This window comes from Xanthomarina sp. GH4-25, from assembly GCF_045363175.1.
Classification (GTDB): Bacteria; Bacteroidota; Bacteroidia; order Flavobacteriales; family Flavobacteriaceae; genus Xanthomarina.
In genome coordinates this window covers 165,404-177,888 of sequence record NZ_JBJFLO010000004.1, presented here as the reverse complement: position 1 = coordinate 177,888, position 12,485 = coordinate 165,404, and the positions used below count along the sequence as shown (strand labels likewise).

Sequence of the window (12,485 nt, the reverse complement as noted above, 5' to 3'; positions counted from 1 at the left end):
ATAAGATTTAAAATAATAGGTATTTAAACTTCATCTTTATTATTGCAAATTTCTTCTTTTCTATTCTTATTTAAAATTGGCAATAACATTAAAGATACGCCTCCTCCTAGGACAAGTAATAATGTTTGCGAAGTCCAGACAATCCAGCCAAACGCAATGCTTGGCGACTCTGGAATAGCAAAAAGTGAAAAGGCAGCATACACAGCAATTGGATAAGACCCAATACCACCATTTGTTGCTGCAATACTAAAACTAGCAGAAATGAAGCCTATTAAGATAGCCCCAAAAGGAATGCTATTTAACTCGGTTAATGAAAAAGATGTTACATAAAACATGGCAATATACATGCTCCATATAAAAATAGTATGCCCAATAAAAGCCCATTTCTTTTTCATTTTAAAAATACTTAAAACACCTTCTAATAGACCAGAAACAAAAGTTTTTATTTTTACTGCAAAGACTGATTGACTAGTTTTAATAACTTTAAAACCAAGAAGCAGAAAACCTGAAACAGCAAATAACCCAATAACTAAATGTAATGGATTAAATTTTTCAGCAAAAAACTGATAGATAAAATCGAATTGTATAAAAAGTGTGATGCATATAATAATTATCATTACCAGTAAATCTGCCATACGCTCTGAAACTATGGTTCCAAAGCCTTTTTCAAACGGAACATCTTCATAGGTTGTTAAAATGGATGCTCTAGCAACTTCACCAGCTCTTGGGATGGTATAATTTATTAAATAAGCTGAAAAAACAGCCATAATACTGTTGCCTAATTTCACTTTACACCCTAAAGGCTCTAGTAGGAATTGCCATCTATAAGCCCTTGACAAATGACTTAATAGTCCACAAAACATACCTAATAAAATCCAGCCGTAATTGGCATTCTTAAAATAATTAAGCAATTCGTTTAAAGGAACTTTCGATAAAGAATACCATATTAAAAAAACTCCCAATAAAATTGGGAGCAGGATTTTAAGATATTTTTTAATCAATGGATTCAATCTTTATATCAATCTATTGGTTGCTTCGTCTGGAAACACTAAAGATGGCTTGAATATTTTAGCCTCTTCAAGATCCATAAATGCATAGGTAATTAGAATAAGCGTATCTCCAACAGCAACTTTTCTGGCTGCTGCTCCATTTAGTGTAATTTCTCCACTATCTCTTGGACCTGGAATTACATAAGTTTCCAAACGTTCTCCATTGTCGTTATTTACAATCTGAACTTTTTCACCTTGAATAATATTAGCGGCATCCATTAAATCTTCATCGATAGTAATACTACCAATATAATTAAGGTCTGCACCTGTACATTTTACTCTGTGAATTTTAGATTTTACAACTTGTATTTGCATGTGGCAAAGGTAATTAATTTAGTGCGATATTATCAATTAATCTGATATCGTCTGCATACACAGCAATAAACGCACGATAGGTTTTATTTTTTGTTTTTCTCTTAACAGGTTTTAATGTTTCTTCATCAGCAATAATAACATATTCTAATGTTAATAATTTATGCTTAGAAAATTCATTCTCAACCCATTCTATAACTTTATTAGCACTTTTTGTGCCAAACTTTTTCTTGGCAGCTTTTAATGTTTTGTATATAAAAGGTGCTGCTTGCTTATAGTCTTTCTTTAATCTTACATTTCTAGAACTCATGGCTAATCCATTGGTTTCCCTAAATATATCGCAACCAACAATAGTTACAGGAATCTGGTGCTTTTCAACCAGTTTTTTTATAATTGTTAATTGCTGAAAATCTTTTTTACCAAAATAAGCGTAATCTGGTTTTACAATTTCAAACAAGCGCTTAACTATCGTTCCAACACCATCAAAGTGCCCTGTTCTAAATTTACCTTCCATTTCAAATTCTAAACCGTCAAAAGAAAAATGTTCAGCAATGGTATTTGTGCCATAAATATCTATTACAGTTGGTGCGTAAACAATAATATCTTTATTTAAACTTGCTAATAAATGCGTATCTGCTTCTAATGTTCTTGGATATTTCTTAAGATCTTCTTTATTGTCAAATTGTGTTGGATTTACAAAAATACTTACAATAACAACATCGTTATTTTTAAAGGCTTCCTCGACTAAAGATAAATGTCCTTGGTGCAAAGCTCCCATTGTTGGCACAAAGCCAATAGACAAATCTTTTGTTTTGATTTGCTTGATGGTTTTTTGAATTTGAGTTTTTTCAGTAAAAATCTTCACCTTTAATAAAATATTAACGCGTGCAAACTTAATATTTTACAATGAATCTGCATAAATTTTTGTACTTTTGCGTGTTTTTTATTTTGAATTACCAAAAGCAATAAGTATATGAAAGATAAGAGGATATTATACGTATCATCTGAAGTTGTACCATATTTACCTGAAACTGAAATTTCTTCTATGTCGTTCGAAGCGCCAAGAATGGTAAATCAACAAGGAGGGCAAATCCGAATTTTTATGCCACGATATGGGAATATTAATGAGAGAAGACATCAGTTGCATGAAGTAATTAGGCTCTCTGGTATTAATTTAGTTATTAATGATTTGGACATGCCTTTAATCATTAAAGTGGCCTCAATCCCTAAAGAACGTATTCAAGTTTATTTTATAGATAACGATGAATATTTTAAAAGAAAAGCTACGTTAACTGATGAAGATGGAAATTTATTTCCAGATAATGACGAACGTGCCATTTTCTTTGCAAAAGGCGTTATTGAAACAGTTAAAAAATTAAACTGGTCTCCAGATATTATTCATGTTCATGGTTGGTTGGCATCGTTATTGCCATTATACCTAAAACAATATTATAAAGATGAACCTTTATTTAACGAAAGTAAAATAGTGACGTCTATTTACAATCAAAGTTTCGAAGGAACGTTAAATAAAGATATGATTAACAAAGTAAAGTTTGATAATATTAATGAAAGTTATATTAAAGAGCTAGACAAACCAACCTATAACAGTTTAATGAAAATTGCAATCGACCATTCTGATGCCTTAATTATAGGCTCGGAAGAGATTCCAGAAGAATTAAACAAACATTTAAAAAAATCCGAAAAACCTGTTCTAGATTTTAAATCAAAAGATGAATTTGGTGAAGCTTATGTCGAATTTTATAATACCCAAGTCTTAAGCTAAACCATAATCGTCCAAATTAAATTATGAAAAGAAAAATTAAAGCCTTTAAATTTTTAGGCATTTTAGCACTTACGTTATGTACTGTCCTTGCTTGTGAGAATGATTATAATTCTTTAAATAGTGATATTCAAGGAATTCAGAATTTCGAAACTAATAAAGACAAGTTTGCAGTTGTAGCATACAATAAAAGAGTGAGACCTACTCAGACTAATAATATTCCTTCAAATTTTTTGGGTATTTATTACGACCAAATTTATGCAGGAACAATCAACAATATAATTACCCAAGTTGTACCGAGGAACTACAATCCAAGTTTTGGTACAAACCCAGTGTTTAAACATGCTTATTTAACCATTCCTTATTATTCATCAGTTTCTAGTACCTCTGGAGATGAAACGTATTATGATCTAGATTCTCTTTATGGAAACACACCAATAAAGTTATCCATTTATAGATCTAATTATTTTCTAAGAGATTTCAATCCAGCTACTGATGATGTTGATCCACAATACTATTATTCTAATAATGATGAGTTTGGAATCGATAGTAATTTAGGAACCCTTTTATATGAGGATTTGGCTTTTAAGCCTAGCAATAATGAACAAATAATTTATGAAGATGATGAGCAAGGCACTCCTATAGAAGTAAACAGAATTTCTCCAAGTTTATATGTAGAACTAGAAAACCCTGGTGGTGACTATTGGAAAACCTTGTTTTTTGACAAAGAAGGCATGCCAGAATTAAGTAATCCAAATAACTTTAAAGATTATTTTAGAGGCTTATATTTTAAAGTTGAACCTATTGATCCTAATGCAGGCAGTGCTATCCTGCTTAACTTTAATAGTTCTGCCGCCAATTTAACTATATATTATGATAATGAAGATGAGAATGGCGAACTAGTTTTAAACAACAAGTTTATCATGAATTTTAGAGCCAATAGAGCTAGTACAATGACGGCAGACCCTTTAACAACTTCTCTATTAAACAACTTGAATGATACAGCAGATAAAGTAAATGGGGATCAACAATTATATTTAAAAGGAGGCGAAGGATCTATAGCAGTTGTGAATCTTTTTGAAGATCCAGCTGTTTTAGACGAATTTAATGCGCTTTATAAAGATAATAACGGTAATCCTGCTCGATTAATTAACGAAGCTAATTTGGTTTTCTATGTAGACCAAGATGTTACAGATGTGTTAGATGAAAATCAAGAACCAAATAGAGTGTTCTTATACGATATAAAAAACAACATTCCAATTGTTGATTATTTTTACGATTCTACAACCAATACAACAGATCCTATAGAATCTAAACTAAACTACTCTTCTGCCTTAGAAAAAGATGCTAGTGGTAAAGGCGTAAAGTATAAAATAAAACTAACTGAACATTTAAATAATATTTTACTAAGAGACTCTACTAATTTTCAATTAGGGTTGTATCTCACAACTAATATTAATGAAATTAGTAATTCTACTATTTTAAATGATGACATTTTAGAAGGAATTCCTGCAGGCACAGTCTTATCTCAAAAAGGAACTGTTTTACACGGAAGCAACCAAAATGTTCCTGAAGATAAAAGAGTTCAATTAGAAATATTATATACACAACCAGATAATTAATAAACTATGTGTGGAATTGTAGGATACATTGGACATCGTGATGCCTTCCCAATAATTATAGAAGGACTTAAAAGATTAGAATATCGTGGCTATGATAGTGCAGGAATTGCATTATTTGACGGAAAAAATCTTAAAGTATCTAAAACTAAAGGGAAAGTTGCAGACTTAGAAAAAAGAGTTAATAAAGAAATTTCTACAAATGGCTCCATAGGTATTGGTCATACACGTTGGGCAACTCATGGCGTTCCAAACGACGTGAATGCACATCCACATTATTCAAATTCTGGCGATTTAGTAATTATCCATAACGGAATTATTGAAAATTACGAATCTCTTAAAAAAGAGCTTGTTAAAAGAGGTTACACATTTAAATCTGATACAGACACCGAGGTTTTAATCAATTTAATTGAAGACGTAAAATCAAAAGAAAACGTAAAATTAGGAAAAGCTGTTCAAGTTGCCTTAAACCAAGTTGTAGGTGCTTATGCCATTGCTGTTTTTGATAAAAACAAACCAGACGAAATAGTTATTGCTAGACTTGGTAGCCCTTTAGCCGTCGGTGTTGGAGAAAATGAGTTTTTTATTGCTAGCGATGCCTCTCCTTTTTTAGAATATACAAAAAACGCCATTTATTTAGAAGATGAAGAAATGGCTATTATTAAGGCAAACAAAGAAATAAAAATTAGAAAAATTAAAGACGATTCGTTAGTAGACCCTTATGTTCAAGAACTACAAATGAATTTAGAGCAAATTGAAAAAGGTGGTTACGATCACTTTATGCTTAAAGAGATTTTCGAACAGCCTAGCGCTATCAAAGACACCTATAGAGGTAGAATGCTTGTAAAAGAAGGCATCATTAGAATGGCTGGTATCGATGATAATATTGAAAAATTTATTAATGCCAATAGAATTATCATCGTAGCTTGTGGTACATCTTGGCATGCAGGTTTAGTTGCAGAATATATTTTTGAAGACATGGCAAGGATTCCTGTTGAAGTTGAGTATGCTTCAGAGTTTAGATATAGAAATCCAGTAATTACCAATAAAGATGTGGTTATTGCTATTTCACAGTCTGGTGAAACTGCAGATACATTGGCTGCCATAAAATTAGCTAAAACACATGGTGCTTTTGTTTTTGGCGTTTGTAACGTAGTTGGCTCTTCTATAGCTAGAGAAACACATGCTGGAGCTTATACGCATGCTGGACCTGAAATTGGAGTGGCATCTACTAAAGCCTTTACAACTCAAATTACCCTTTTAACTTTAATAGCCCTAAAATTAGCTAAAGTAAAAGGAGAAATTTCGAACTCGGATTATAGATATCATCTTCAAGAATTAGAATTAATTCCAGAGAAGGTTGAAAAAGCGCTCAAATCTGAAGAGCATATAAAAATGATAGCCGCAAAATATAAGAATGCTCGTAACTTCTTATACTTAGGTAGAGGTTATAATTTTCCAGTTGCTCTTGAAGGTGCTTTAAAACTCAAAGAGATTTCTTATATACATGCAGAAGGTTATCCAGCTGCAGAAATGAAACATGGTCCAATTGCATTAATCGACGAAAACATGCCTGTTGTTGTTATAGCAACTAAAAAAGGGCATTATGAAAAAGTAGTTAGTAATATTGAAGAAATAAAAGCAAGACAAGGTAAAATTATTGGAATAGTTACTGAAGGAGATGTCAACGTGAAAAAATTAGCCGATTATGTTATTGAGGTACCAGAATCGTTAGAGTCTTTATCGCCTTTACTTACGACCATTCCTTTACAACTGTTATCTTACCATATAGCAGTTATGTTAGAAAAAAATGTAGATCAACCTAGAAACCTAGCAAAATCTGTTACAGTAGAATAGCTTATTAAAATTTACGTTTTTTAAGTTTTAGTTTTTGATAAATGCTCTCTGTAGTTTCCAAAATTTTTGGGTCGCAATTGGATGTGTCTATTTTTCTTGTATTTGTAAAGGGTTCTATGTACGAATAATCAAAAGACATGTTCATGCTGTTTTCAATATATTGTAACACCTCTTTTGGCTTATTTAAATAATCTTCATATTCAATTAGCAAATAGTCATCATCAACTAGATTCATCAGATAACTGTAATAGTTTTGCCAAATACATAACCAGTAATCTAAGGTGTTTTTATCGTATGAAATGACAGGTTTTTCATCACTAAATTTAAAGACTTTCTGGTTTTGTCCAAATTCATGATGTCCTAACCAGTTTAAATAGGTTTGCATAAATTCATCTTCATTTTGAAATTCTGAAAAACGTTGATGTTGATTCAATAGAGAATAGGCATGCTCTTCTGGCTTTCTAAATAAAAAAATAATTTTGAACGCTTTATTATATTGACGCAACGATTCATATCTTAAAATAATATTATTATTTTTAGAAAGATATGTTGCATTGTTATCTTGTCGGATTAAAGATTGGTATTTAATATAGTTACTATAAACCTCATCATTAATTTCGTGCTTTTCTAAATAATAATCAGAAATAAATTCATCATTTAAAAACACTTTAAAAAAATATTCTTCGAGTGCTTCAATTGTGTTTAGACCAAATAACATTTTGTCACCATGTTTGCGTTCTTTTAAAGTTACCTTTTTTGGATTGTACATTTTTTTCCAAAGATTAGGTGCTAACAATAAAGGCATATTCGAATAATCTAAAGAACTAAAAGCTCCAGCTTTAAACAGTTGGTCTGTTAAACTTGTTGTTCCAGCTCTAGCTAAACCAGAAACAATTAAAAAAGTGTCTTTGTCTTGTATTCTTTCCCCTTTTTTAAATCTACGGTCGAAAGAAAACAACATTTTAGACAAGTTGTAATTGTTTAAAATGAGCTTGTGAAAAAGAATGGATACTTCGGAATAATCTTCGGTAGGTTTTTTTCTATGAATTAAAAAAGGAAGAATTGTTCCTATTGAAAAACTAATTATAAACCAAATAGAGCTTAAATCTAAATCTTGAAGAGTTACACGCTTCATCAACTTAAAAATATAAATCGGAATACAGGTCAAAATAATAATAACACAAATTAAGCCAATGGAAATACCTAAAGAAGCTAACATTCTTTTTAACGCAACTATTAGTTTCTTTTGCTTGACAGTTTCTTCATCTTTAGATAATACAGCATTAGATAAACCTAAAGTAGATTCTAAGGCAACAAAAAAATGTTTGCGAAAATAAATAAGTAAACTAGAAAAAATAATTCCAGAAACACCTAAAAGTGTGTAGTAAATCATTGTTTTTTTCTAAATATTTTTCGAAAAAATTGTTTTATAGGAATCCATAAAACAATTCCAAAAGCAAAAATCACTAATAATATAATAAAAACAATAATTAAAAGTGTTCCAAGTCCTATTCCAGGGCCAATGTATAATGACATAATTTTTATTTTAAAGATTCCAACTCACTATCTAAATAGGTTGTCGTCCAATTAGGTAAATAATGATAGCCTTCAATATCGCTTTTCAACGTGGCTTTTAAAACGACACCAGATTGATTAATAACCCATAATATTCCTGATCCTTGTTCTTCAAAAAACAAATCTCCATTAGGAAACAAACGATATAAACCTTCTGCTCCAGTAAAAATATCATGCTCTATAAATTGGGCCTCATAAAGAGAACTATAAGCATCTTCCTCAAAGTTATAAATAAGTACATTCGAATGGTTTATTTTTCGCTCAATCGACTGATTTGTTGGTTTAAATTCAATTTCATTATAACTAACTTGAGTTACTATGGTATTATTATTTAAAATAGCAATAGAGTTTGGAGAAATAATATCTATATCATGCTGAAACGTGAATGGTCCTTCAATAACTTTAATAACTTTATTTGTTAAGGGTCTAAATTGAACTACAAGAGAATTACTTCTAAAACTTAAGAACAAATCACCTTCCTTAAAATAATCAGTACTTTCTAAAACAGGTTGAATATCGTTTAGGTGAAATGGGTCAATAACATAAGGACTTTTATTTATTAAATGTGCTAGATTATTTTCTAGAAAAATTTCTGTTAGCGATTTACTATAAAGCGTTTTTCCTGTGTTTGCATCTACCTGAACTATTAAATCGTCTCGATAATTAGTGGTATGTCCTTCAACCGAAACTGTCATTGGTACCATGAGGCCATTTTCATGTTTTACAGCTGGAATCCACATATGTCCTAAGGAATCTAAGTTCATAGCATGATGAAAAATAAAATCATTATTAAACCATTTTTCTTTAGAGTTAGAATCCATTCTAAGTAATCCTGGCCTTTCGTTACAAGACACAATAATATCAAAATTTTGCATGAGAGTTGCAGGATATAATCTGTCATTCCCATCTACTTGGTAGGCTTCAGATAATCTACTTACAGGAACCTGCCATTCATGTTTTATCGAATTATCTTTGAAGTTTTTTAACTCAATTTTAAAAGCATCACCATTTCTGTAAGAATATAATCCGTACAAATTATAATCTAAATTATTAATGTTTAATGCGTCTGTATCTTTGGTTTTAATATAATAATCTGGAGCTTTAAATATATAAGTGTACGTTTTTTTTATATTTGATAATACTTCAGAAAAAGATTTAACAGGCTCTGTTAATATTCCTAAACTTCGTTCTCCTAAACTAACATTTCTTACAAGCCCACTCCAAACCATTAATAAAAAAAGGGCAATGATTACTAAAGCAATTTTCTTTATTATTTTCATATAAATACATTTATAGTCAAACAAATATAGAATAAAAAATTACGCGACTGATTGCACAGTAAAAATTTGTATTCTCAACAAAACCTACATATTTTGATGATACCACAATTTTTAACAGTCTTTTTTGTTAAAAATTTATTATGCGCGCATAATTTTCTAAAAAACTTCTTAAAGTTTTCATAATATTATATATATTGCCTAATAATAATTAACTAAAACTATAAAATGAAATCAATCTTTTCACTTTTATTGTTGTTTATCTGTGGAATAACATATTCACAAACAACAATTTCAGGAATTGTTACGGACGAAAACAGTCAGCCAATTCCTGGAGCAAACGTTATCATAATGGGTACATCAAGTGGTACCGTCACAGATTTTGACGGAAACTTCTACTTAACAGTAAGCCAAGAGCCCCCTTTTACTTTACAGGCAAGCAACATTGGTTTTAGTACTGAATCTCAAGAAATTACAGCGAATAATCAAACCGCTAATTTTATCTTGAAAGAAGGAACGTCTTTAGACGAAGTAGTTATTTCTGCTTCTAGAACTCCTGAAAGAATTTTCGAATCGCCAGTAACTGTTGAACGTTTTGGATTAAAAGAAATTAAAAACACGGCTTCTGCAGATTTTTACAACGGTTTAGAAAACTTAAAAGGTGTTGATGTCAATTCTAACAGTTTAACATTTAACTCCATTAACACAAGAGGTTTTGCCACCTTTGCTAATACGCGTTTTATGCAATTAGTAGATGGTATGGATAACTCGACTCCTGCTTTAAACTTCCCTATAGGAAACTTAGTAGGTATGATTGAAACTGATGTGATGAGTGTTGAGTTACTGCCAGGTGCAGCATCTGCTTTATATGGAGCAAATGCTTTTAATGGAATCCTTTTCATGAGAAGTAAAAGTCCTTTCGATGTTCAAGGTATCAGCGGGTATTACAAACAAGGTATTACCTCTCAGGATGCAGCTGGGGATAACACTTACAGAGATGTAGGCGTTCGTTTTGCTGCAAAATTCAGTGATAAATTTGCCGCTAAAGTAAACTTTGGATGGTTAAAAGGAACAGACTGGGTTGCTAATAACTACCAAGGGAAACCAGGTACTGGAGCAACTAGAGCTAGTGTAGGTTATGATGGGTATAACATCTATGGAGATGAAGTATCAACCGATATTAGAGAAGTTGCTGTTAAATTAATAGACAAAGGCATTCTTCCTGCTGGAGCTGAAGCTTTAGTTCCATCGGTGGATGTTAGTAGAGTAGGTTATGAAGAAAAAGTATTAACCGATTATAATGCAGAAAGCATTAAAGCAGATTGGGGATTATACTACCGTCCTTGGGCTAACGATTTTGAAGTTGCTTATGTAGGTAAAGTAGGTACCGGATCTACTATTTACCAAGGAACCAACCGTTATAATATCGATAACTTTTTCCAACAACAACACAAAATAGAATTTAGAAACGACAACTTCTTTGTTAGAGGTTATGTAGTTGCAGATAAAGCTGGAGATTCTTACGATATGGTGTTTACTGGAATTAACATTAACAGAGCCTGGAAAGACGATGAAACTTATTTTGGTGAATATGTAGGTAATTATTTTCAAGCAACCTTAGGTGGAGCAACAAATGATGAAGCACATGCGATAGGTCGTGCTGCTGCAGAATACGGTCGTTATGAACCAGGATCAACAGGTTTTAATGAAGCATACACTAGAAGTATTAATGACCCAGATTTAACTACTGGATCTAAATTCCAAGATGCATCTAAATATTACCATTCTGATGCTAATTACAATTTTACACACCTTTGGGATGTTGTCGAAATACAAGCAGGTGGTTCTTACAGACAATACGATCTTAATTCTTCTGGTACCATTTACACAGATTACGATGGATCTATCAATTATTCTGAATATGGAATCTATACACAACTACAAAAACAATTTGAATTAAGTGATGATTTAGAATTAAAACTTACTGGTTCTGCTCGTTACGATAAATCAGAATTTTTCGATGGTTTTGTATCTCCTAGAATTTCTGCAGGTTTAACAATTAATAGAAATCATAACATTAGAGGATCTTTCCAAACTGGATTTAGAAATCCAACTACACAAGATTTATTTATTGGATTAGATGCAGGACGTGCTATATTAATTGGTGGAGCTCCAGACAACCCAGCTAGATACTCTAGAAACTTTGATGTAAGTACAACTGGTCAAGTTGTATATGGCCAAGATGCAGTAATTACACAAACAGGAGTTGCTGCTTACCAAAATTCTTACTCAGCATCTTCAGTTCAAACTTTTGCTGAAACAGAAAACCCTGCAGATTTAAAAGTAGGAAATCCAGAATTAGTAAAACCAGAACAAGTAACTTCAGTGGAAGTAGGTTATAGAGGAAAATTAAATAAAGTTACTGTAGATTTAAGTGTATACTATAACAAGTATAAAGATTTTATTTCAAATGAAAACGTTGTAGCACCATATTATGGAACAGTAGGAGATAATTCCTTGTCTTTGGCTGCTCTTGCTAATGAAGATTACCAAGTATACCAAACATATACAAATTCTGATGCAGATGTTAATTCTTATGGTGGCTCAATAGGTGTTGGTGTTAAAGTATTAGGAGATTTCGATTTAGATGGAAGTTATACCTATACAAAACAAGATTTTGATCAAGCTGCTAATCCAGATTTCAGAACTAGTTTTAACACTCCAGAACATAAAGTAAAATTAGCATTTGGTCATACTGAAGTGGTTAAAAACTTAGGCTTTAATGTGGCATGGAAATGGAGCGATTCTTACTATTGGGAAGCAACATTTGGAGATGGAGACATTCCTTCATACCATACTTTAGATGCACAAATAAACTATAGAGTACCAAAAATTAAATCAACTTTTAAAATAGGTGCATCTAACGCTTTAGGTCAAGAATATTATACAGCAATAGGAACTGGAAGCATTGGTTCTATATATTATGCTTCTTGGACAATTAATAACTTATAAAAAA

10 protein-coding genes are annotated in these 12,485 nt (G+C 31.4%); 4 read left to right on the top strand and 6 right to left on the bottom strand.

All coding sequences use genetic code 11. The annotated features are described in order from the left end of the window. Window positions 1–23: 23 nt before the first annotated feature. From ACI5KZ_RS07155 to panC, 3 genes are read right to left on the bottom strand one after another with little or no spacing between them, the layout of a single operon-like run. Window positions 24–1,010 carry a lysylphosphatidylglycerol synthase transmembrane domain-containing protein gene (locus tag ACI5KZ_RS07155; protein ID WP_109308296.1) on the bottom strand — a complete coding sequence of 329 codons (987 nt, stop codon included), beginning with the start codon at window positions 1,008–1,010 and terminating at the stop codon, window positions 24–26. A 3-nt stretch (window positions 1,011–1,013) separates the two neighbouring features. Then, the gene (gene panD, locus ACI5KZ_RS07150) at window positions 1,014–1,364 is read right to left on the bottom strand and encodes an aspartate 1-decarboxylase (protein ID WP_109308295.1); all 351 of its coding nucleotides are present in this window, start codon (window positions 1,362–1,364) and stop codon (window positions 1,014–1,016) included. A gap of 13 nt (window positions 1,365–1,377) precedes the next feature. Beyond that, window positions 1,378–2,226 carry a pantoate--beta-alanine ligase gene (panC, locus tag ACI5KZ_RS07145; RefSeq protein ID WP_109308294.1) on the bottom strand — a complete coding sequence of 283 codons (849 nt, stop codon included), beginning with the start codon at window positions 2,224–2,226 and terminating at the stop codon, window positions 1,378–1,380. A 108-nt stretch (window positions 2,227–2,334) separates the two neighbouring features. On the opposite strand from panC, the gene ACI5KZ_RS07140 reads away from it, so the two are divergent. From ACI5KZ_RS07140 to glmS, 3 genes are read left to right on the top strand one after another with little or no spacing between them, the layout of a single operon-like run. Beyond that, complete coding sequence (locus ACI5KZ_RS07140; RefSeq protein WP_109308293.1) at window positions 2,335–3,144, top strand: glycogen/starch synthase; 810 nt, start codon at window positions 2,335–2,337, stop codon at window positions 3,142–3,144. A 23-nt stretch (window positions 3,145–3,167) separates the two neighbouring features. After that, window positions 3,168–4,763, top strand: a complete 1,596-nt coding sequence (locus ACI5KZ_RS07135) for a DUF4270 domain-containing protein (protein WP_109308292.1) — start codon at window positions 3,168–3,170, stop codon at window positions 4,761–4,763. Window positions 4,764–4,769: 6 nt separating this feature from the next. Continuing rightward, window positions 4,770–6,617, top strand: a complete 1,848-nt coding sequence (gene glmS, locus ACI5KZ_RS07130) for a glutamine--fructose-6-phosphate transaminase (isomerizing) (RefSeq protein WP_109308291.1) — start codon at window positions 4,770–4,772, stop codon at window positions 6,615–6,617. A 4-nt stretch (window positions 6,618–6,621) separates the two neighbouring features. On the opposite strand, the gene ACI5KZ_RS07125 is transcribed toward glmS, so the two are convergent. From ACI5KZ_RS07125 to ACI5KZ_RS07115, 3 genes are read right to left on the bottom strand one after another with little or no spacing between them, the layout of a single operon-like run. Next, window positions 6,622–8,010, bottom strand: coding sequence for a sulfotransferase family protein (locus tag ACI5KZ_RS07125; RefSeq protein ID WP_406847307.1), 1,389 nt, complete (start codon window positions 8,008–8,010; stop codon window positions 6,622–6,624). Beyond that, window positions 8,007–8,153 (bottom strand): hypothetical protein, encoded by a 147-nt coding sequence (locus ACI5KZ_RS07120; RefSeq protein ID WP_406847306.1) that lies wholly within the window; start codon window positions 8,151–8,153, stop codon window positions 8,007–8,009. Before ACI5KZ_RS07120 ends, ACI5KZ_RS07125 begins: the two co-directional genes overlap by 4 nt. A gap of 5 nt (window positions 8,154–8,158) precedes the next feature. Beyond that, window positions 8,159–9,472, bottom strand: coding sequence for an arylsulfotransferase family protein (locus ACI5KZ_RS07115; RefSeq protein WP_406847305.1), 1,314 nt, complete (start codon window positions 9,470–9,472; stop codon window positions 8,159–8,161). A 225-nt stretch (window positions 9,473–9,697) separates the two neighbouring features. On the opposite strand from ACI5KZ_RS07115, the gene ACI5KZ_RS07110 reads away from it, so the two are divergent. Further along, window positions 9,698–12,481 (top strand): TonB-dependent receptor domain-containing protein, encoded by a 2,784-nt coding sequence (locus ACI5KZ_RS07110; protein ID WP_109308289.1) that lies wholly within the window; start codon window positions 9,698–9,700, stop codon window positions 12,479–12,481. Window positions 12,482–12,485 lie beyond the last annotated feature (4 nt).

Excerpts from the sequence above, each read along its gene's own strand:
- panD (WP_109308295.1), bottom strand. The coding sequence starts at position 1,364 with ATGCAAATACAAGTTGTAAAATCTAAAATTCACAGAGTAAAATGTACA.
- ACI5KZ_RS07140 (WP_109308293.1), top strand. The coding sequence starts at position 2,335 with ATGAAAGATAAGAGGATATTATACGTATCATCTGAAGTTGTACCATAT.
- ACI5KZ_RS07135 (WP_109308292.1), top strand. The coding sequence starts at position 3,168 with ATGAAAAGAAAAATTAAAGCCTTTAAATTTTTAGGCATTTTAGCACTT.
- glmS (WP_109308291.1), top strand. The coding sequence starts at position 4,770 with ATGTGTGGAATTGTAGGATACATTGGACATCGTGATGCCTTCCCAATA.
- ACI5KZ_RS07125 (WP_406847307.1), bottom strand. The coding sequence starts at position 8,010 with ATGATTTACTACACACTTTTAGGTGTTTCTGGAATTATTTTTTCTAGT.
- ACI5KZ_RS07120 (WP_406847306.1), bottom strand. The coding sequence starts at position 8,153 with ATGTCATTATACATTGGCCCTGGAATAGGACTTGGAACACTTTTAATT.
- ACI5KZ_RS07115 (WP_406847305.1), bottom strand. The coding sequence starts at position 9,472 with ATGAAAATAATAAAGAAAATTGCTTTAGTAATCATTGCCCTTTTTTTA.
- ACI5KZ_RS07110 (WP_109308289.1), top strand. The coding sequence starts at position 9,698 with ATGAAATCAATCTTTTCACTTTTATTGTTGTTTATCTGTGGAATAACA.